Source organism: Curtobacterium sp. SP.BCp (assembly GCF_051903255.1).
Taxonomy (GTDB): Bacteria; Actinomycetota; Actinomycetes; order Actinomycetales; family Microbacteriaceae; genus Curtobacterium.
In genome coordinates, this window is record NZ_CP194338.1 from 1777896 (window position 1) to 1798911 (window position 21016).

General features: G+C 72.3%; 16 protein-coding genes. 7 read left to right on the forward strand and 9 right to left on the reverse strand.

Annotated elements, in window-relative coordinates:
• Window positions 1-54 precede the first annotated feature (54 nt).
• Together ACRQ4C_RS08595 and ACRQ4C_RS08600 are read left to right on the forward strand one after the other, a co-directional pair.
• Window positions 55-2052 carry a phosphoenolpyruvate carboxykinase (GTP) gene (locus ACRQ4C_RS08595; RefSeq protein ID WP_439690884.1) on the forward strand — a complete coding sequence of 666 codons (1998 nt, stop codon included), beginning with the start codon at window positions 55-57 and terminating at the stop codon, window positions 2050-2052.
• Entirely contained in the window at window positions 2049-3539 is a 1491-nt protein-coding gene (locus tag ACRQ4C_RS08600; protein WP_439690837.1) for a glyceraldehyde-3-phosphate dehydrogenase, read from the forward strand. Before ACRQ4C_RS08595 ends, ACRQ4C_RS08600 begins: the two co-directional genes overlap by 4 nt.
• A 109-nt stretch (window positions 3540-3648) precedes the next feature.
• On the opposite strand, the gene mgrA is transcribed toward ACRQ4C_RS08600, so the two are convergent.
• The 4 genes from mgrA to ACRQ4C_RS08620 form a co-directional block, all read right to left on the reverse strand.
• Window positions 3649-4692: an L-glyceraldehyde 3-phosphate reductase gene (gene mgrA, locus ACRQ4C_RS08605; protein WP_290131845.1), complete on the reverse strand. Its 1044-nt coding sequence runs from the start codon at window positions 4690-4692 to the stop codon at window positions 3649-3651.
• A gap of 122 nt (window positions 4693-4814) precedes the next feature.
• Window positions 4815-5231, reverse strand: coding sequence for a VOC family protein (locus tag ACRQ4C_RS08610; protein WP_439690838.1), 417 nt, complete (start codon window positions 5229-5231; stop codon window positions 4815-4817).
• Between the two features lie 81 nt (window positions 5232-5312).
• Window positions 5313-7604, reverse strand: a complete 2292-nt coding sequence (gene katG / locus ACRQ4C_RS08615; RefSeq protein ID WP_439690839.1) for a catalase/peroxidase HPI — start codon at window positions 7602-7604, stop codon at window positions 5313-5315.
• A 12-nt stretch (window positions 7605-7616) separates the two neighbouring features.
• Window positions 7617-8081: a DUF2231 domain-containing protein gene (locus ACRQ4C_RS08620; RefSeq protein ID WP_439690840.1), complete on the reverse strand. Its 465-nt coding sequence runs from the start codon at window positions 8079-8081 to the stop codon at window positions 7617-7619.
• Window positions 8082-8271: 190 nt separating this feature from the next.
• On the opposite strand from ACRQ4C_RS08620, the gene ACRQ4C_RS08625 reads away from it, so the two are divergent.
• From ACRQ4C_RS08625 to ACRQ4C_RS08645, 5 genes are all read left to right on the forward strand, one after another.
• A complete protein-coding gene (locus ACRQ4C_RS08625) occupies window positions 8272-8961 on the forward strand; it encodes a response regulator transcription factor (RefSeq protein ID WP_290131841.1) in 690 nt (229 codons plus the stop codon).
• Window positions 8958-10316, forward strand: coding sequence for a HAMP domain-containing sensor histidine kinase (locus ACRQ4C_RS08630; RefSeq protein ID WP_439690841.1), 1359 nt, complete (start codon window positions 8958-8960; stop codon window positions 10314-10316). Before ACRQ4C_RS08625 ends, ACRQ4C_RS08630 begins: the two co-directional genes overlap by 4 nt.
• Before the next feature lie 113 nt (window positions 10317-10429).
• Window positions 10430-11893 (forward strand): ferredoxin reductase family protein, encoded by a 1464-nt coding sequence (locus tag ACRQ4C_RS08635; RefSeq protein WP_439690842.1) that lies wholly within the window; start codon window positions 10430-10432, stop codon window positions 11891-11893.
• On the forward strand, window positions 11893-12411 hold the full coding sequence (locus tag ACRQ4C_RS08640; RefSeq protein WP_439690843.1) for an FMN-binding protein: 519 nt from the start codon (window positions 11893-11895) through the stop codon (window positions 12409-12411). The genes ACRQ4C_RS08635 and ACRQ4C_RS08640 overlap by 1 nt, the downstream gene beginning before the upstream one ends.
• Window positions 12408-13151, forward strand: a complete 744-nt coding sequence (locus tag ACRQ4C_RS08645; protein ID WP_439690844.1) for an FAD:protein FMN transferase — start codon at window positions 12408-12410, stop codon at window positions 13149-13151. Before ACRQ4C_RS08640 ends, ACRQ4C_RS08645 begins: the two co-directional genes overlap by 4 nt.
• 68 nt (window positions 13152-13219) lie before the next feature.
• On the opposite strand, the gene ACRQ4C_RS08650 is transcribed toward ACRQ4C_RS08645, so the two are convergent.
• The 5 genes from ACRQ4C_RS08650 to ACRQ4C_RS08670 all read right to left on the reverse strand — a co-directional run bounded on the left by ACRQ4C_RS08650 (window position 13220) and on the right by ACRQ4C_RS08670 (window position 20966).
• On the reverse strand, window positions 13220-13972 hold the full coding sequence (locus tag ACRQ4C_RS08650; protein WP_439690845.1) for an ABC transporter permease: 753 nt from the start codon (window positions 13970-13972) through the stop codon (window positions 13220-13222).
• Window positions 13969-15552: a Na+/H+ antiporter gene (locus ACRQ4C_RS08655; protein ID WP_290131835.1), complete on the reverse strand. Its 1584-nt coding sequence runs from the start codon at window positions 15550-15552 to the stop codon at window positions 13969-13971. The genes ACRQ4C_RS08650 and ACRQ4C_RS08655 overlap by 4 nt, the downstream gene beginning before the upstream one ends.
• Before the next feature lie 167 nt (window positions 15553-15719).
• A complete protein-coding gene (locus ACRQ4C_RS08660; protein WP_439690846.1) occupies window positions 15720-18809 on the reverse strand; it encodes an alpha-mannosidase in 3090 nt (1029 codons plus the stop codon).
• 64 nt (window positions 18810-18873) lie between these two features.
• Window positions 18874-20214, reverse strand: coding sequence for a 6-phospho-beta-glucosidase (locus ACRQ4C_RS08665; protein ID WP_439690847.1), 1341 nt, complete (start codon window positions 20212-20214; stop codon window positions 18874-18876).
• Window positions 20211-20966, reverse strand: a complete 756-nt coding sequence (locus ACRQ4C_RS08670) for a DeoR/GlpR family DNA-binding transcription regulator (RefSeq protein WP_290131832.1) — start codon at window positions 20964-20966, stop codon at window positions 20211-20213. The genes ACRQ4C_RS08665 and ACRQ4C_RS08670 overlap by 4 nt, the downstream gene beginning before the upstream one ends.
• Window positions 20967-21016: the final 50 nt, after the last annotated feature.

The window sequence follows — 21016 nt, forward strand, 5'->3', positions numbered from 1 at the left end:
CGCATGCTGGGGACCACGACCACCGTAGGGCTCGACGAGGAGACCACCATGACGATGACCGTTCCGTCCCGTGACCGCCGCTTCGGCGACGCCGAGACCGGTCCGATCCCCACTGCGACCGTGCACCGGCACACCCACCCGCCGGTGGGGCCGTGCCCCAGCGCCGAGGTGCCGGACGGTGCGTACCGGCACGGACTGGCGAACCGCGCACTCGCGGACTGGGTCGTGCGCACGGCGCTGCTGACCCGACCGGACGAGGTCGTCTGGTGCGACGGTTCCGACGCCGAGTGGACCCGCCTGACCGACCGGATGGTGGAAGAAGGCGCACTCATCCGCCTCGACCCGGGGCTCCGGCCGGACAGCTTCCTGGCCCGGAGCACCCCGGACGACGTCGCCCGGATGGAAGACCGCACCTTCATCTGCACGAGCGACCCCGCCGACGCCGGCCCGACGAACAACTGGCGCGACCCGCGGTCGATGCACGCCGAGCTCAACGGCCTGTTCGCGGAGTCCATGCGCGGCCGGACGATGTACGTCGTCCCGTACTCGATGGGGCCGGTCGGCGGCGCGATCTCGCAGCTGGGCGTGCAGGTCACCGACTCCGCCTACGCCGCCGTCTCGCTCGCGCTGATGGCTCGGGTGGGCGACGACGCGCTCGAGCGCATCGGACCCGACACGCAGTGGGTCGCGGGCGTGCACAGCGTCGGGTACCCGCTCCGGAACGCCGACGGCACCCGGCGCCCGGACGTCGCGTGGCCGAGCAACCCGACGAAGTACATCTCGCACTTCCCGGAGGAGCGGGCGATCTGGTCGTTCGGCTCCGGCTACGGCGGCAACGCGCTGCTGTCGAAGAAGTGCTTCGCGCTCCGGATCGGTTCGACGATCGCCCGCGACGAGGGCTGGCTCGCCGAGCACATGCTCCTGCTCAAGCTCACCGACCCGGCCGGCCGTGCGTTCCACGTCGCCGCGGCCTTCCCGAGCGCCTGCGGCAAGACGAACCTCGCGATGCTGCAGCCCACGCTTCCGGGCTGGCGCGTCGAGACGATCGGCGACGACATCGCCTGGCTCCGGCCGGGCGCGGACGGACGGCTGTACGCGATCAACCCCGAGGCCGGCATCTTCGGCGTGGCTCCGGGGACGTCGGTGGCGACGAACCCCGTCGCGATGGACACGATGCGGAAGCGGACGATCTTCACGAACGTCGCCCTGACCGAGGACGGGGACGTCTGGTGGGAGGGGCTGACCGACGAGCCGCCGGCACACCTCATCGACTGGCGGGGCGAGCACTGGACACCGGCGAAGGGCACGCCGGCGGCGCACCCGAACGCCCGGTTCACGAGCCCGATCGAGCAGTGCCGGACCCTCGCGGACGACTGGTACGAGCAGGACGGTGTCCCGGTCGACGCGATCCTCTTCGGCGGGCGCCGGGCGACGAACGTGCCGCTCGTCGTCGAGACGCAGAGCTGGGCGCAGGGCGTCTTCGTCGGCGCGACGGTGTCGAGCGAACGCACCGCGGCGCAGGAGGGCACGGTCGGCGAACTCCGTCGGGACCCCTTCGGCATGCTCCCGTTCGTCGGCTACGACATGGGGTCGCACTGGCAGCACTGGCTCGAGGTCGGCGAAGCGCTCGGCGCGGGTGCTCCGAAGGTCTTCCAGGTCAACTGGTTCCGGAAGGGCGAGGACGGCGCGTTCCTCTGGCCCGGCTTCGGGGAGAACGCCCGCGTCCTCGCGTGGATCGCTGACCGGGTCGCGGACCCGGACGCGCCGACCACGCGCGCGACGCCACTCGGCGCGGTCCCCGCGGAGGGCGCGCTCGACGTGCGCGGTCTCGGGGTGTCGGGGACGAGCCTCCAGGCCCTGTTCGACGTCGACCCCGCCAGCTGGCTCGACGAGGCGGACCGGACCGAGGCGTTCTTCGAGTCGCTCGGTGGGACCGTCCCCGCCGCGGTGCGCGCGGAGCTCCGGGCACTGCGGGCTCGGCTCGAGGCGGCGGCAGCAGCACCCGCAGCGGCCGGGGGCACGACGCCGGCGCGCGTCGAGGTCGCGGCGTGAACCGCGCGGGGACCGAGCGGGTCCTCGACGAGTGGGTCGACCGGGCGTCGGTCGCCGCCGCGATGGTCCCGATCGTCGACGGACTCCACCGACGGCACGACGTCGTGACGACGATCCACGGTCGCCGGCTCGTGGGGCGTTCGGTGCACGAGATCCTCAAGCTGCACCGGTTCGCGCGGCACCTGGACGGCGTCGAACTGTCCCCGCACGAGATCCTGCCGGTCCTGCACGCGCTGACGACCCTCGACCTCGGTCCGTCGGTGGTCGACGTCGCCGACTGCAACGCCGGCTTCCGCAGGCAGGACGCGCTCGAGCTCGACGACTACCTCCGGCACGTCCTCGCCGAAGCGGTCGGCACCGGTCAGTACGCGGCGCCGCCGCGCGACGTCGTCATCCACGGGTTCGGACGGATCGGCCGGCTCGTCGCGCGGATCCTCCTGGCCCGGTCGGGAGGCGCGTACGGACTCCGCCTCCGAGCGGTCGTCCTGCGCTCCACGGGTCCGGAGGACCTGGTCAAGCGGGCGAGCCTGCTGCGGCGGGACTCCGTGCACGGGCCCTTCGACGGGACGATCACCGTCGACCAGGAGGCGCAGACGATCACCGCGAACGGGACCGTCATCCGGTTCATCGGTGCGGCGTCGCCGTCCGACGTCGACTACGCCGCGTACGGCATCGACGATGCCGTCGTCGTCGACAGCACCGGGGTCCGGACCGACCGGGAGTCGCTGTCGGCGCACCTCGCGGCCCCAGGGGTGTCCCGTGTCCTGCTGACCGCCCCGGCCTCCGGCGGCGTGCCGAACATTGTGCACGGGGTCAACGACGCGATGATCGCGGACGAGCCGATCGTCGCGGCGGCGTCCTGCACGACGAACGCGATCACGCCGGTGCTCGCCGCGCTCGAGACCGAGTACGGCATCGAGCACGGCCACGTCGAGACGGTGCACTCGTTCACGAACGACCAGAACCTCACCGACAACCACCACCCCGGGCCCCGGCGTGGTCGGTCGGCGGCGCTCAACATGGTGCCGACGAAGACCGGGGCCGCGAAGGCCGTGGCGAAGGCGTACCCGCCGCTCGCGGGGAAGCTCACCGGGAGCGCGATCCGCGTCCCGACGCCCGACGTGTCGATCGCGGTGCTCACCCTCACGCTGGGCAGGGGCGTGACCCGCGAGGAGCTCAACGCCCACCTCCGCGAGGTCTCACTGCGCTCGGCCCTCCGCCGCCAGGTCGACTACGTCGAGTCGCCGGAGGTCGTGTCGAGCGACTTCCTCGGTTCGCGGAAGGCCGGGGTCGTCGACGGGCTCGCGACGATCGCCGACGGCGGCCGGCAGGTCGTGGTCTACGTCTGGTACGACAACGAGTACGGGTACAGCCGGCAGGTCGTGCGGGTGCTCGAGACGATGAACGGGCACCGGGCGCTGACGCTCCCGGCGGTGTCCGCGGCGTCGGCGTCGGCTGCCGACGCGCCCGTCGCGCTCGCGGTGTGAGCCGCGGCCGACGCTCGCACGACCGAAGTCGTCCCGAACCGCGGATGCGCGTGGTTCGGGACGACTTCGGTTGTGCGCAGGCAGCCCCGCCGCGCCCGCGCCGGGCGCCTCAGCTCACGGCACCCGATCGCGCGCCGGACCACAGGTCCACGTCGAGGACACCGACGGAGTGCTCGTCGATCGTCCGGAGCTCGTCGTCCGTGAACGTCAGGTTGCCGAGCGCCGCGACGTTCTGCTCGAGCTGCTCCACCCGCGACGCGCCGATCACGAGCGATGTCACCCGCTCGTCGCGGAGCGCCCACGCGAGCGCGAGCTGCGCCAGGCTCTGGCCGCGCGCCGCCGCGACGTCGTTCAGTGCCCGCAGGTGCTCGACGACCTCCGGGGTGAGGGACCCGGCGTCGAGCGACTTGCCCGCTGCCGCACGCGAGTCGGCCGGCACCCCGTCGAGGTACCGCCCCGTCAGCAGCCCCTGCGCGAGCGCGGTGAAGCCGATCACGCCGAAGCCGAGCTCGCCGGCTGCGTCGAGCAGCCCCTCGTCCTCGATCCACCGGTTGAGCATCGAGTACGACGGCTGGTGGATGAGGAGCGGGGTGCCGAGGTCGCGGAGGATCGCCGCGGCCTGCCGGGAGCGCTCGGCGTCGTACGACGAGATCCCGACGTACAGCGCCTTGCCCTGCTGGACGGCGGTGTGCAGCGCACCCATGGTCTCCTCGAGCGGCGTCGAGGCGTCGAGCCGGTGGGAGTAGAAGACGTCGACGTACTCGAGGCCCATCCGCTGGAGCGACTGGTCGAGCGAGGCGAGGACGTACTTCCGCGAGCCGCCGCCCTGCCCGTACGGCCCGGGCCACATGTCCCACCCGGCCTTCGTCGAGATCACCATCTCGTCGCGGTAGGGCCGGAAGTCCTCCCGCATGAGCCGGCCGAAGTTCACCTCCGCGGCGCCGTAGGGCGGGCCGTAGTTGTTCGCGAGGTCGTGGTGCGTGATGCCGAGGTCGAACGCGCGGCGGCTGATCGCCCGCTGCGTCTCGAAGGGCTTGTCGTCGCCGAAGTTGTGCCAGTACCCGAGCGAGAGCAGGGGCAGGTCGAGGCCGGAGCGGCCGGTCCGGCGGTAGGGCATGGAGTCGTAGCGGTCGTCCGCCGCGGTGTAGGACATGGTCCCGAGCCTACGGAGGCGAGGCGGGCCGCGTCGCGACCCCTCGCGGGGCGGACCGGAGGCCCGTGGCGGGCGCCGCCACGGGCCTCCAGTCCGGTGGTCACCGCGTCAGCGGTGCCGGGTCACGCCGCGGGTGCGCTCGCGTTGACCAGCCAGGTCGTGCCGAAGCGGTCGGTCAGCATGCCGAAGGTGTCGCCCCAGGGGGCCTGCGTGAACGGCTCGAGGATCGTCGCACCGTCGGACAGCCCCTCCCAGTAGCGGGTGAGCGCGTCGAGGTCGTCGCCGCTGAGCGACACCGAGATGCTGCTGCCGGTGTCGGCGCGCATGCCGGAGGGGGAGTCGGAGGCCATGAGGAGCAGACCGTTCTCGCCCTCGAGCTGCCCGTGCATGACCTTGTCGCGGTCGGCGGCGTCGACCTCCATGCCCATCTCGGCGAAGGTGCCGACGGTGAGCGAGCCGCCGAAGACCGAGTGGTAGAACTCGAGCGCTGCGCGGGCCGAGTCGCGGAAGCCGAGGTACGGGTTGAGTCGGACGGTCATGGCGGTCTCCTTCGAACCGGACGGGCACGACGCCCGCCCTGACCACATCGTGGCAGAGCGGGCGCCGACCGCGGAAGGGTGTCAGGCTGACATCGGGCCGTACCGCTTGTGTCCCTTCACGTCGAACCGGTCGAGCATCATGAGCTTGTCCCACGCGGCGACGAAGTCCGTGACGAACCGCTCCGGTCCGTCGCTACCGGCGTAGACGTCGACGATCGATCGGAGTTGTGCGTTCGACCCGAACACGAGGTCGTGTCGGGACGCCGTCCACCGCTGCTCGCCGGTCGCCTGCACGGTGCCGGCGAAGGTCGTCTCGCTGTCGTCGGTCCTCGTCCACACCAGGTCGGTGTCGGTCAGGTTGACGAACCAGTCCGTCGTGAGCGCGCCGACCCGGTGCGTCAGCACGCCGACGTCGGAGCCGTCCCAGTTCGTGCCGAGGGCCCGCAGGCCTCCGGTGAGGACGGTCCACTCGGGCGCGGTCAGTGTCATGAGGTTCGCCCGGTCGAGGAACACCTGCTCGAGCGCGACGCCGGGGGCGAACTGCTCGAACCGCTCGGAGCGGAAGTTGCGGAAGCCGTCGGCGACCGGCCGGAGCCACTCGAACATCTCGACGTCGGTGAGCTCCTGTGTGGTGTCGACGCGCCCCGGGGTGAACGGCACCGTGACCTCGACGCCGGCGGCGCGCGCGGCGTCCTCCACGCCGACGCAGCCCGCGAGCACGACGAGGTCGGCGAGCGACACCGACGGGTGCTGCTCCTTGATCCGCTTGAGTGCCTCGACCACCGGCACCGTCCGACCGTTCACCGCCCAGTCCTTCTGCGGGGACAGGGCGATCCGGCCGCCGTTCGCACCGCCGCGCTTGTCGCTGTCGCGGTAGGTCGACGCGGCCGAGTACGCGGTGAACACGAGGTCGGAGGCGCTGATCCCGGCGGAACGGACCGCGGCCTTGAGCGCTTCGACGTCGGCGTCGCCGATCGGGGCGCCCTCGGCGTCGGGCAGGGGGTCCTGCCAGAGCAGGTCGTCCTGGATCGTCACCTCGGGGCCGAGGTAGCGGAACTTCGGGCCCATGTCGCGGTGGGTGAGCTTGTACCAGGCCTTCGAGAACGCCAGCGTGAAGGTGTCGAAGTCGGCGAGGAACTCCTCGCACACCTTCCGGTACTCCGGGTCGACCTTCAGCGCGATGTCCGACGTCATCATCATCAGCGCGTGCGTCTGCCCCGGCACGTGGGCGTCCGGCGTGCGCGGAGCGTCGGGGTCCTCCGGCGTCCACTGCAGCGCGCCGGCGGGGCTCTTCGTCTGCTCCCACTCGTGCCCGAACAGGTTCTCGAGGTAGCTGTTGTCCCAGCGGGTCGGGTCCTGGGTCCAGCTGCCCTCGATGCCGTTCGTCGAGGTGTACTCGGCGTTGCCGGTCCCGACCGGGTTGTGCCAGCCGAGGCCCATCTGCTCGATCGGGGCGAGCTCGGGCGACGGGCCGATCTCGGTCGCGGCCACCTGGCCGTGGCTCTTGCCGAAGGCGTGACCGCCCGCGATGAGCGCGACGGTCTCCTCGTCGTTCATCGCCATGCGGGTGAAGGTGATCCGGATGTCCCGGGCGGACCCCATCGGGTCGCCGTTCGCGTACGGGCCCTCGGGGTTGACGTAGATGAGCGCCTGGTGCGAGGCGGCGAGCGGGCTCTGCAGGTCGTAGTCCTCGTCGCCGTTCTGCCCGTGCCACCGCTCGTCACGGGAGACCATCTCGTCCATGCTGTGCACGTCGTGCGGGTTCCACACCTCCGGGCCCCACCACGTGCCGTCGTCGGGCTCCCACGCGTCGAGCCGACCGCCGCCGAAGCCGTACGTCGGCAGGCCCATGAGCTCGAGCGAGCAGTTGCCGGTCAGCACCATGAGGTCCGCCCAGCTCAGCGCGTTGCCGTACTTGTGCTTGATCGGCTGGAGGAGTCGCCGCGACTTGTCCGTGTTGCCGTTGTCCCACCAGCTGCCGATCGGCGCGAACCGCTGCATGGCCGTGCCCGCACCGCCCCGTCCGTCCGCGATCCGGTAGGTGCCGGCGGCGTGCCAGGCCATGCGGATCATCTGCGGGCCGTAGTTGCCGTAGTCGGCGGGCCACCAGTCGACGCTGGTGGTGAGCAGCTCCTTGATGTCGCGCTTGAGCTCCTCGAGGTCGATCGTCGCGAACGCCGCGGCGTAGTCGAAGTCGGCACCGAGCGGGTCGGCGTCGACGCCGTTGCGGTGCAGCGCGTCGACACGGAGTCGCTGGGGGTACCAGTGCTCGAGCGTCGGCGACTGGGCGAACGCCCCGCCCAGGTGGTCACCGCCGGCCGGCAGCGCCCCCTCCATGTGGTAGCTGCAGGTGTTCGTTGCGTCGTGTTCCATCGATCCTGTTCCCTATCCCTTCCAGACGGACACGGCCCCTGCGTGTCCGATGACGACGACCTCGATGAGCGAGCCGATGCCGGCCGCGATCAGGAGGACCGGTCCCACGACGCCGACGACGCGGACGAGTCCACGACCGTCGACCCGCTCGACACCGAAGCGCTGCCAGGCCCACCAGAGGGTGAGCAGCGCGAAGACCGCGACGGACCACGGCAGGAGGCCGTCGGCGAGCTCGGTGTGGCGTTCGAGCAGCGCGGTCTCCCGCACGTGCTCCTCCAGCCACTCGCCGGACTGCGTGGCGAGCGGGACGGACACGAGGGCGACGAGGCCGATGATCGGTGCGCCGACCGCGAGCCACCGTCGGGCCGCCGGCCAAGCGGCGACCGCGATGGCAGCCAGTGCGGCGACCGGCACGGCCACGGTGGTGAGGTGGACGAACAGCGGGTGGAGCGGGACGCCCCCGTACTGCCAGTTCATCAAGAGCCCTTCCAGGTTCCGCGCCGAGCGACCTCGACGTCCACGGGCCACTGAACGCGCTCGCTGGACGGCGTGCCCGGGAGTCGGCCGCTCGCCGCACTCGGACTCGTTCGAATCCACACACGAACCGGCGATCAGTCACCGACGCGGTCGGCGGTGTCCGGCACGATGGGGGCGGGAAGGAACGAGCATGGCGGAGATCCTGGTGGTGGAGGACGACCCGGAGATGGGTGCACTCGTCGAACGCGGTCTGCGCGGTGACGGCCACGAGGTCACGCTCGTCACCGACGGGGTCGCTGCGCTGGTCGCCGCACGGGCCACGTCGTTCGACGCGGCGGCGATCGACGTGATGCTGCCGGAGATGAGCGGGTTCGAGGTCTGCCGGCGGCTCCGGGAGATGGGGCAGGACCTGCCGGTCGTGCTCGTCACCGCCAGGGACGCCGTCGACGACCGGGTGTTCGGACTGGACGCGGGCGCCGACGACTACCTGACGAAGCCGTTCGCGATCGCAGAGCTGAACGCGCGGCTGCGAGCGCACCTGCGGCGTCGCGCCGCGGGGACACCCACCGTCGTCGAGGCCGGCGCGGTGCGGCTGGACACCGTGGCGGTGCGCGCGACGGTGCGGGGGCGGGACCTCCCACTCAGCGTCAAGGAGTTCTCCCTGCTGCGCTTCCTGTTGCAGGGCGTCGGGCAGACCCGCTCGCGGAGCGAGGTGCTCGACGAGGTCTGGGGGAGTGCCGAGCACTTCGATCCGACGATCGTGGACCAGTACGTCAGCTACGTGCGGAAGAAACTGCAGGCCGCGGACGCCGACGTCGCGATCCGCACCGTGCGGGGCGTCGGCTACGCGCTCGACGTCATGACGGACCGGTCGTCGTGAGGTTGCTCCGTCGCCTGTCGATCCGCGCCAGGATCACGCTCGGCAGCGTGCTCGTCGGCGCGGTCGTCCTCGTCGCGAGCGCCGTCGCCCTGCACGTGCAGATCGACCGGGCATCGCTCGAGACCGACCGCTCCCTCGCGATGAGCGACGCGGCGCCGTTCGTGGCGGACCTCCGGTCGAACCCGGGGGAGGCGCCGGACCGGCCGACCGAGGGACTGCTCATCGGCATCCGGTCGTCGTCGGGTTCGTGGATCCTCGACCGGCTGCCGGACGGGCTGCGCGCCGCACTCCCGCGCACGGTGGACCGCGAGACGACGCTCCGACTGGACGTGCACGGGCACCGGAACACCGTGGTCGGCATCCCGGTGCGCAACGACGTGGGCTCGTTCGTCGTCTGGGCGGCGCAGGACGGTCGGGCCGGGCACGAGACGCTGGAGCGGGTGGACCGGTCGCTCGTCGTGGGGACGCTCCTCGCCCTCGTCGCGTTCGGCGGGACGGCGTGGCTCTTGACGACCCTCGCGCTCCGACCGGTGGGGCGGATGCGCCGCACCGCCGAGGCGATCAGCGCCGGATCGGCTGACGGCCACCTCCCGGCCGGCCGTTCCGACGACGAGCTCGCCGGCCTCGCCCGGACGCTCAACGCCTTCCTCGACCGACAGCGCGACAACGCCGAACGTGAGCGACGCATGGTCTCCGACGCGAGCCACGAACTCCGGACACCGCTCGCCGCGCTGACCGCTCGGCTCGAGCTCGCGCACCGTTCCACCGGCGACGCCGACGCGCTCGAACGGGAACTGAACGCTGCCGAGACGGACGCGGCACGACTCGTGTCCCTGGCGAACACCATGCTCGAACTCAGCCGACTCGACGAGGCCGGCCCGGTGCCGTCCACCCCGGCGGCGGCGCTCGTCACCGAGCTCATGGCATCGATCGACCGAGCACGCGCGATCGACGTCGTCGGGCCGCGCGACGTCGACTTCACCGTGGACGTCGGTTCGCCGGACGTCCGGTACGGCATCGGCGCCGCGGCGTTCGCGAGGATCGTCGACAACCTCGTCGCCAACGCGATCGCCGCGGGCAGCGCGGGTGGTTCGGTGCGGGTGACGCTGCGACAGGACCCGCAGCAGGACCTCGAGCTGGTGGTCGTCGACGACGGTCGCGGGATCCCGGTGTCCTTCCTGCCCCAGGCGTTCGACCGGTTCACGCGCGCGGACGAGTCACGCACGGCCCTCGGCGGCAGCGGGCTCGGACTCGCCCTCGTGCGGGGCACTGCGGAGCGGGCGGGGGGAACGGCCTCGCTCGAGAACCGGTCGGACGGTGGCGCGATCGCGACCGTCCGGCTCCCACCGCGCTGATCTGTCCATCACTCGAGATCTCGAACGAAGCACCTGGCCTGTTCCGGGTTCGTTCATGGTTCCGGTGCAGATGCTGGGTGCCACCCGATCAGCTGCTGGAGAGGACCACGACGATGATCGACACCGCCGGCCCCGCCACCCGCCCTCCTGCTCGTTCCGCCGCCGCGAGCCGCCCGCGCCTCCGTCCAGCGCCCGCCGAACCGCTCGCCGCTGCCGCGCGCCGTCGTCGTCGCTCGGCACGGGCCCGTTCCGCCGCAGCCGACCTGCTCGGCGTGCTGGCGTGGATCTCGGCGGCCGTCGCGGTCCTGCTCTGGCTCGTCACCCCGTCCTCCCGCGAGGTGACCGGAGTCGGCAGTGTGCTGACCGACGCCGGGATCGTCGCCGGCCTCATCGGCACGGACCTCACGCTCGTGATGCTCGTGCTCGCCGCCCGCGTGCCGCTCATCGACCGGGTGTTCGGGCAGGACAACGCGATCGCGGTGCACCGCTCCCTGGGCAAGCCGGTGCTGTACCTGCTCCTCGCCCACGGGGCCCTGCTCACGCTGGGCTACTCGGCCGAGTCGGCGAACAGTCCGGTCGCGGAGACGATCGCGCTGTTCTCCACGCCGGACATGCCGCTGGCCTACCTCGCCCTCGGCCTGTTCCTCGTGGTCGTCGTGTCGTCCCTGGTCGCCGTCCGACGTCGCCTGCCCTACGAGGTCTGGCACGTCATCCACCTCCTGAGCTACGCCGCCGTGCTCGTCGCGCTGCCGCACATGCTCAGCGTCGGCGGGGTCCTGTCCGCCGGTTCGTGGCAGCGCACCTACTGGATCGCGCTGTACGTGCTGGCCCTCGGGCTCATCGCCCTCTACCGCTTCGTCCTGCCGGTCGTCGTGACGTTCCGGCACCGGATCCGGGTGACGGCCGTCGAGCCGATCGCGCCCGGCGTCGTGTCGATCCACCTGGCCGGTCGGTCCCTCGACCGGCTCGGGGTCGAGGGCGGCCAGTACGGCGTCTGGCGGTTCTGGACCGCACGCACGTGGTGGCACGCGCACCCGGTGTCGTTCTCGGCGGTCCCCGGCTCCGCGCACGCCCGCATCACCGTCCGTGACCTCGGTGCCGGCTCGGCCCGGCTCGGCCGCATCAGCCCGGGCGCCTTCGTCTCGCTCGAGGGACCGTACGGACTGTTCACGAGTCGGGCGCGCACCGCGCCGTACCTCGCGCTCGTCGCCTCCGGCATCGGGATCACCCCCGTGCGGGCACTCCTCGAGGACACCGACCTCCGACCCGGCGAGGCCACGGTGCTGCTGCGCGGGAGCGACGGTGACCAGCAGTACCTGTGGGACGAGACGGCGGGTCTGGCGAACGCGACCGGCAGCGCGCTGTACGCGATGGTCGGGCACCGCGCGCACTCGCGGGAGAGCTGGATGACCGAGGAGGACGTCCGACGGGGCGTGACGCTCCGGACGGTGTTCCCGCGGCTGCTCGAGTCCGACCTGTACGTGTGCGGGCCCCGGGTGTGGTCCGACCTGGTCGTCCGGGAGGCCCGGCTCGCCGGCGTCCCCGAGCACCAGATCCACCAGGAACGGTTCGAGTGATGCGCGCGCGGGTGGTCGCTGGGGGCATCGTCACGTCGGCAGCGGTCCTCGTCATCGGCTGGCAGGTCGGCGCGCAGCCGGGGCTCACCGCCACACAGCAGCAGACGAGCACGTCGGGCGGCACGAGCGCGGGTGGGACGGGCAGCGCAGCCACGGGCACCGCGGGCACGGGCAGCGGCTCCGGCAGCGCGGGTACGGGCAGCGGCACGAGCGGCGGTGCGTCCGCGTCGGGCGCGGCGAAGGACGGCACCTTCACCGGCCACGCGGCCCAGACACAGTACGGGCCCGTCCAGGTGGAGATCACCGTCGCAGGCGGGAAGATCACCGACGTCACCGCCCTGGAACTGACCGACCGCGACGGCCGGTCGGCGCAGATCAGCCAGCAGGCCGCACCGATCCTCCGGCAGGAGGCTCTGCAGGCGCAGTCTGCGCAGATCCAGGCCGTGAGCGGCGCGACCTACACGAGCGAGGGCTACGTGACGTCGCTCCAGTCCGCGATCGACCAGGCCGGGCTGTGAGCGTCGCGACGTTCGAGACGATGGGCACCGTGGTGAGCATCCGCGGTGCCGGCCCCCGCGCGGCTGCCGAGGTGCGTCGGGTCTTCACCGGGTACGACCACCGGTACAGCCTGTACGACCCGTCGTCGGTACTCAGCCGGATCGCGGCCGGGGCCCTGCGCCTGACGGACGCTCCGCAGGAGGTCCGCGACGTCTACGCGCTCGCCCTGGAGTGGCGCGAGCGGACCGGCGGCGCCTTCACGCCGCACCGGCCCGACGGCGTCGTCGACCTGTCCGGGGTCGTCAAGGCGCTCGCGATCCGGGACGCCGGCGCCGTGCTCGACCGGGTGTCCGAGGACTGGCTCATCGTCGCCGGTGGAGACGTCCTCGGCCGCGGACGGCACGAGGGGGAAGCGCCGTGGAGCGTCGGCGTCGTCGACCCCGCGCACCGTGACACCGTCGTCGGGGTCGTCGCGCTCGAGGGCACCCGCCGCGCCGTCGCCACCTCGGGCACCGCCGAGCGCGGCGAGCACGTCTGGCGACGCTCGACCCCGACCTTCGCGCAGGCCACGGTGGTGGCGGACGACATCGTCACCGCCGACGTCCTCGCGACGGCGATCGTGGCGGGGGACGCGGACGACCTCCGGCGGATCACCGACGACGGGTCCGTCGACGTCCTCGCGTTCGACGTGGACGGGACGGTCTGGGCGACACCGGGAGCCGAGCAGATGGTGCGGCCGACGGTCACCGCCCGGTCCTGAAGCGGTCGCTGTCGCCCGGGAGGCCCGGCCCACCTCCGTCACGCCGCCGCCGTGGGCACGGCGGTGCGTCAGTCGGCGCGTACCGGGCGGGTCCGCACCGGCGCGAGCAGGCGCGTCAGCGTGACCGCGACGAGCGCCCCGGCCGCGATGATCGCCGCGAGCACCACCACCTGGAAGCGGCCCGCCTCGAGCGGCGAGACCCCGCCGAAGACCGCGCCGACGAACGCTCCCGGCAGTGTCACGAGGCCGGTCGTCCGGGTCTGGTCGGTGCTCGGCACCATCGCCGCGTGGACCGCACGACGGACGAGGTCGGTGGTGGCCCGTCGTGGCGTGGCACCGAGTGCGAGCCACCCCTCGACGTCGTCCCAGCGGTCGTCGACGAGCTCCACGAAGCGCCGCCCGGACAGCGTGGCGATGGTCATGGCGTTGCCGATCACGATGCCACCCATGGCCAGGACGTAGCGCGGCGAGAACGCGATCGCGCCGGTCGCGAAGACCACGACGAGCGCAACACCGATGCCGGTCACCATGGACGCCGCCACCGGCAGCAACCGGGTCCGGAGCGTCCCGAGGCGGCGGGCCGCGGTCGTCGTCGCGACTCCGAACATGACGGCGAGGGCGACCCCGATCCACACCGGGTCGCGGATGACCCCGGACAGGACGATGCTCAGGACCGCGAGCTGGACGGTGCCGCGCAGCACGGCGAGGGCCGGTGCCCACGGGGACGGTGCGCGGGCGAGCAGCAGCGCCGCCGTGGCGATCGCGACGAGCACGGCGACCCCGACGAGGGTCCACAGGAGCGTGCCGAGGTCGGTGGTCACGGCGGCGTCGATCCGTCGAGGCGTGCCTCTTCGGCGTCGTAGCCGGCGCGGACCTGGCGGAGGACGAGGTCGTCGATCTCGTCGGCGTCGCGGAGCCGGAGGAGCGTCGCGGCCTTGTGCTGCACGAGGGCGAGTTCGAGGGCGACCGCGGCGTCGTGCCGCTGCAGCGCCGGGTGGTCGTCGTCCTCGGCCTCCTCCCGCGCCTGGATGACGTCGAGGTGTGCTTCGTAGTCCTTGCGCACGCGCTCGATGATCGTCCGGTCGGCACCCGCGGCGCGCGCGAGCCGGGGCAGCGCGTCCAGGGCCTCCTCGATCGCGGTGCGCTCGGCGTACCGGCGTTCCTCGCCGACGGACTCGTCCTCGGGCAGGGCGGCACGGCGGAGGACCGCCGGCAGGACGAGCGCCTGTCCGACGACCGTGAGCACGACCACCCCGGCGGTGACGAACACGATGAGGTCGCGGTCCGGGAACGCGCCGCCCGACTCGAGCGTGCGCGGCACGGCGACGGCCATCGCGAGCGACACGGCGCCACGGAACCCCGCGAACCCGCTCACCAGTCGGTCGCGGTGTCCCTCGCGCGGTTCGCCGCCGGTCCGCCGGGTCACGAGCCAGACCGTGCCGCCGGCCGCGTTCAGGAACGCGAACCGGACGACGACGAGCAGGACGGCGACCGCCACGATGAGGCCCGTCGCGCGGAGGAGCTCCCCGCCGTCGAGCGCACGGGCGGCGATCATCGCCTCGATGCCGACGAGCACGAACAGCGCGCCGTTGAGCAGGTACGTCAGGAAGGACCAGAACGCCCGGACCTGTTGCCGGGTCTCGGCACGGTCGAGCTTCGGCGCGACCTGGCTGACGACGATGCCCGCCGTGACCACCGCGAGCACCCCCGAAGCGTCGATCGCCTCCGCGCCGAGGAACGCGACGAACGGCACGAGCAGGGTCAGGAGGTTCTGCAGCACGACCGAGTCGACGCGGCGGAGCGCCAGCGTCCCGAGCCACGCCGCGGCCAGTCCGGCCGCGACACCGCCGACGTAGGACAGCACGAGCATGCCCGAGACGCCCCAGAACGTGAGCTCCTGCGTCCCGACCGTGACGGCGACGGCGATGCCGTAGACCACGAGGGTGGTGCCGTCGTTCACGAGGCTCTCGGCTCGGAGCACGGTCACGTTCCGCCGGGGCAACATCCGTGTGAGCACGCCGACGGCCGTGGCGTCGGTCGGCGCGACGGCGGCACCGAGGACCCACGCCGGCCCCCAGGGGACCCCGAGCAGGTGGAGCAGCACGGCGACGGCGCCGGCGGTCAGGACGACGAGGAGCGTGCCCATGAGGACGATGCCACGGAGGTTCTTCCGGATCTCCCGGAGCGACGTCGTCAGGCTCTCCCAGTACAGCAGCGCCGGCAGGAACAGGAGGAGCACGGCGTCCGCCGGGAGCTGCAGGTCCGAGAACTCCGGGACGAGCGCGAGGCCCGCACCGATCACGAGCAGCAGCACGGGCGGCGCGATCCGGATGCGGTCGGCGATGCCCGCCGTCACCGCGATGGCGAGGCCGAGCACCACCACCAGTTCGGGTCCGAGCACGCTGGTTCCTCCTCCTGTGACCGACGTCCCAGTCAACCCGCTGGTCGCTGACGACGGTGTCGGAGGACGATGCTCGGCCGGGCCGACGCCGACGACGGACGGGAGGCACGGTGCGGGCCCGCACCGTGCCTCCCGTCCGTCGCGTCGACGCGACCTGACGACCGCCGTCAGCGACGCGGACGGATCCGGAGCGTCACCACCTGGAACGGCCGCAGGCCGAGCGTCACTGCGCGCCCGTCCCACGCGAAGCGGCGGGCGGTGCGCTCGGCATCCTCGATCGGGCGCTCGAGCAGGTCGACCTGCTCGACGGACTCGGCGTCGATCCGCAGGTCGAGCACGGTGTCGGTGCGCGCCCCCAGCGCCTCGTAGAGCCGGACGACGACGTCGCCCGAGCGGTCGTCGGCGAGCTTGACCGCCTCGACCCGGACGCCGACGGACGACGACACGACCGGAGCGGTGACCGGATCCGACGACGCCGACCCCTCGGGGAGGGGCACCGCGCGCAGTGGCAGGTTCTGGTCGTAGCCGCTCGCGACCACGTCCGCGATGGTCGCGCCCGGGTGCACCGCGTACGCGAACGCGTGGTGCCCGAGGTCCTGTTCCGGGTCGGGCGACTGGGCGCCGCGCACCAGGCTCAGCCGGACCTCGGTCTCGACCTCGCCGGTCGTGCCGACGCGTCGCGTGACGTCGTGCCCGTAGGTGCCGGCGTTCGTGACGCCGATGCCGTACCCGGGCTCCTCGACGTGCACCCAGCGGTGCGCCATCACCTCGAAGCGGGCGTCGTCCCACGAGGTGTTCGTGTGCGTCGGACGGCGCAGGTGTCCGAACTGGATCTCGGCGCTGTGGTGCTGCGCGTGCACGACGAACGGCAGCGCGGCCTTGAGCAGCTTCTCCCGCTCGCGCCACTCGACCTCGACCCCGAGGTGCACCCGGACGTCGTCGGCGTGGACGGCGATCGTCTGGACGAGCTCGGACGAGCCGAACACCCGGCGGACGCGCACGACCGCGCGCAGGTCGTCGTCGGTGGCGAGCTCGACCGACTCGGCGGCGCGGAGCTCGATGACGGAGTGCCGGTAGTGCGCGTCGATGTCCCACGCGTCCCAGGCGTTCGGGAGGTCCTCGTGCAGGTGCAGCAGGTTGGCGCTGCGGTCGGCGGGGACGAGCTCGCGGTCGTGAGCGACGTCACGGATCGAGTCGACGAGTCCGTCGGCATCGACGTGCACGCGCACCAGGCCGTTGTCGAGCACCGTGCCGTCGGTGTCCTGCGTGGCCGTGACGGGGTGTGCGGGAGGGACGACCCGGAGCGGGGACACGGCGTGCGCGCGGGCCTCGACGACGCCGATCGCCGAGCCGTCGGCCCCGACCACGAGTGACCGCCGGTCGTGGTCCGCCGGGTTCGCGACGACGCCGGCCGCGCCGAGGCGTGTCAGTGCGTCGGTGATGAGCGCCTCGATCTCGGCGTGGTTCCGGGCGTAGGTGTCCTCGTTCTCCTCGTGCACCCACTGGATCGACGAGCCGGGCAGGATGTCGTGGAACTGCTGGAGCAGGGTGGACTGCCAGAGCCGGTCGAACGTCTCGTACGGGTAGTCGGCACCGCGGAGGGCAGCGGCGGTCCACCAGAGCTCGGCCTCGCGCAGCAGGTGCTCGGCCTTCCGGTTGCCGCGCTTCTCGCGGGCGTGCGAGGTGAACGTGCCGCGGTGCAGTTCGAGGTACAGCTCGCCGACCCACGTCGGGGCGTCCGGGTACTCCTCGCGTGCGCGGGCGAAGAAGTCGTCCGGGTGCTCGATCTCGACGCGGGGCGAGCCCTCGAGCGACTCGACGCGCCGCTGCCGTTCGAGCATCTCCCGGATGGGTCCACCGCCGCCGTCGCCGTAGCCGAAGGGCACGAGGGACGTGGTCGCGGCGCCCTTCTCGCGGAACTGGCGGACGGCGTGGTGGAGCTCCTCGCCCTCGAGGGTGGAGTTGTACGTGTCGATCGGCGGGAAGTGGGTGAAGATCCGGGAGCCGTCGATGCCCTCCCACCAGAACGTGTGGTGCGGGAACGTGTTCGTCTGGTTCCACGACAGCTTCTGCGTGAGGAACCACTCGAGGCCGGCGAGCTTGGCGATCTGCGGGAACGCGGCGGTGTAGCCGAACGAGTCCGGCAACCAGATGCCGTGCGTCTCGACGCCGAGCCCGTCCGCGAAGAACCGGAGGCCCTGGGTGATCTGGCGGACCATCGCCTCGCCGCCGGGGAGGTTGCCGTCCGGTTCGATCCACTGCGAGCCGACGACGATCCACTGGCCGCGGGCGATCGCGGCCTTGATGCCCTCGAACACCGCCGGGTACCGCTCCTTGACCCACGCGTACTGCTGGGCGCTCGAGGCGGCGAACTTGAACTCGGGGTACTGCTCGGCGAGCGCGAGCACGTTCGAGAAGGTCCGGCCGGTCTTCCGCTTCGTCTCCCGGATCGGCCAGAGCCAGGCGCTGTCGATGTGGGCGTGCCCGATGCCGCTCAGGCGGTGCGCGGAGGGGTTCGCCGGGCTGGCGAGGGCTCCGGCGAGCTCGGCGCGGGCCGCGGCGGCGGTCCCGACGATGTCGTCGAGCGCGAGGACGTCCATCGCGCGCTCGAGGTCGCGGAGCACCTCGTGCCGCCGCGGGTCCGTGTCGGGCAGCTCCTTGACCATCTGGAACAGCACCTCGACGTCGAAGCGCAGCGCCCAGACCTCGGGCTCGAAGACCGCGAGTTCGGCGGTGCGGAAGGTGTAGATCGGCGTCTCGGGGGCGGTCTTCTTCGAGCCGTACTTCGTCGGGACGAACTCGTTCACCAGGATGTCCGGGTTCGCCGCGGCCTCGAGGAACAGGTGCACCTGCTCACCGCCCTGCGCCGCGTCGGCGATGCGGAGGTAGTGGTTGCGTGGGTGGATGCCCTTGATCGGCGTGCCGTCCGGCGTGTGCAGCAGCCCCTCGGCCTGGTTGCCGGGCCAGTCGCCCTGGAACCCCGGGTCGACGAGGAGCTCGACCGTGCGCCCGGCCCACTCGGCGGGGACGGTGCCGGTGACCTCGAACCACCACGTGGACCAGGCGCGACCCCACGGGTCGCCGACCGCGAACGGCCGGTACTCGGCAGCGAGTGCCTCGGCCGCCGGGACCGGCTCGTCCGGCACCTGCCACGCGGCGAGCGTCACGGGGGTGCGCGCCTGGTGGACGGCGGGGGTGATGCGCTCGTGCAGGACGCGCTCGACGCGCGCCTCCACGAGCTTCTGGTTCTGGTGCATGGCTGGGTCTCCGGGGGAAGGTGCGCCTCCAGGTCGCGGATCAGGGACGACCTGGAGGCGCGGCTCAGGACAGGTACGACAGGTGCGGGAACGACGTGCGTGCGTCGTCCAGCAGGGCGCGCGCGACGCGCACCGAGTCGACCAGTGGGTGGTGTGCGAGGGCACGGAGGGCCGCGGCGCGGTCGGCGTGCAGCGCCGCCTGGATCGTCTGGCGTTCCACGTACTTGACGGCGGTGACCGTGCCGAGCCCGAAGTCCGGCACGCGGGCGCCCGGGATCGGGTGCGCGCCGGTGGCGTCCACGATGCAGGGGACCTCGACCACGGCGTCGTCGTCGAGACCCGCGAGGGCGCCGCGGTTCCGGACGTTGAGGATGAGCCGGGCGCGCTGGTCGTACGCGATGCCGCGCATGAGCGACAGGGCGACGTCCTCGTAGCCGCCCGAGGTCATGTCCTCGACGTCGCGCTCGCCCATGCCGGCCGAGTCGCGGTTCGTCGCCATGTAGCTGGCCTCGCGCTCGTTCCGGCTGTCCTGCCAGGCACGGTACGGGTGGTCGCACGACCCGGCGGCGTCCCAGAAGCGGTCCTGCTGCTCCACGAGGTACCGGGCACGGGTGTGCGGGGCGTACTGGTCGGCCTGCAGGACGTCGCGCCGGTAGGAGTAGTAGTGCAGGTACTCGTTCGGCAGCGCGCCGAGGGCCTGGATCCACTCGGCACCGAAGAGCTTGCCCTCCTCGAAGGACTCGATGCGCCCGGCGTCGGCGAGGACCTCGGGCAGTCGGTCGACCCCGTCCACCCGCACGGCGGTGAGCCAGCCGAGGTGGTTCAGGCCCGCGTACTCGAGCTCGACGTCGGGACCGTGCTCGACACCGATGGAGCCGAGGGCACGGCGGGCGAGGCCGATGGGGGAGTCGCAGATGCCGATGACCCGCTCGCCGAGCACCGTGGACATCGCCTCGGTGACGACGCCGGCCGGGTTGGTGAAGTTGATCACCCAGGCGTCCGGGGCGAGGCGCTTGACGGTCTCCGCGAGCGCCATGACGGTGGGCAGGGTGCGGAGCGCGTAGGAGATGCCCCCGAAGCCGACGGTCTCCTGCCCGATCACGCCGTGGGACTGCCCGATGCGTTCGTCGGTGGCACGGCCCTCCATGCCGGCGACCCGGATGGCCGAGAACACGAAGTCCGCACCCGGCAGCGCCTCCTCGACGTCGGTGTGCACACTGACGGTCGGGGCGTCCGCGACGCCCTCGGCCTGGTCGGCCAGGATCCGTGCCATGGTCGTCAGCCGCGCCGCGTCGACGTCGACGAGCGCGACCGCGGTGACGCGGCCGGGGGCGTGGTCACGGAGCAGTGCGGAGTACACGAGCGGTGTGCGGAACCCGCCACCGCCGATCATGACGAGCTTCATGCGACGAGGACCTCCACGCCGTGCGCAGCGAACGCGGCGGCGACCGGGACCGGCGGCTCGTCGTCGGTGACGATCCGCACGATCGATGCCGGCAGGTCGATCCGTGCTGCCCCGGTGCCCGGGAACTTGCTGCTGTCGGCGAGGACGGTGACCTCGTCGCACGCATCGGCGATCGCCTGCTTGATGGGGACCTGGGCGATCGTGGTGTCGCGCAGGTCGCCGCTCGCCGAGATCCCGCTGACGCCGAGGAAGGCGTGGTCGGCGCGGATGAGTCGGAGCGAGTCGGTGGTCAGGTGCCCCGAGACCGAGTGGTAGACGGGGTCGTAGTCGCCGGGGAGCAGCACGAGGTGCACGGCGGGGTCGTCCTTGAGCAGCTCGAACACGGCCATGTTCGCGGTGATGACGGTGATGGGCCGACCCCGCAGCAGGTCGGCGAGTTGCAGCACGGTCGTCCCGATGTCGAGCACCACCGTGTGGCCGTCCTCGACCAACGCCGCCGCCGCCTCGGCGATCCGTCGCTTCGCGGCGCGGTTCACGGTCTCGACCTCGAGGAACGGGGAGTCGCCCTCGTGCGCGTCGGCAAGGACGGCACCGCCGTGCGTGCGCCGCAGGAGGCCGGCGTCGTCGAGCCGCTGGAGGTCCCGACGGATGGTCGCGACGCTCGACCCGGTCGCGGCGGCGAGGTCGGTGACCGAGGCGGCGCGCGAGGCACGGAGGTGGTCGAGGATGGCGAGATCGCGGATGTCCTTCACGTCGGTCAGCATAGCGATCAACTTCGCTCAACATGCAATTGTTTTCAAAC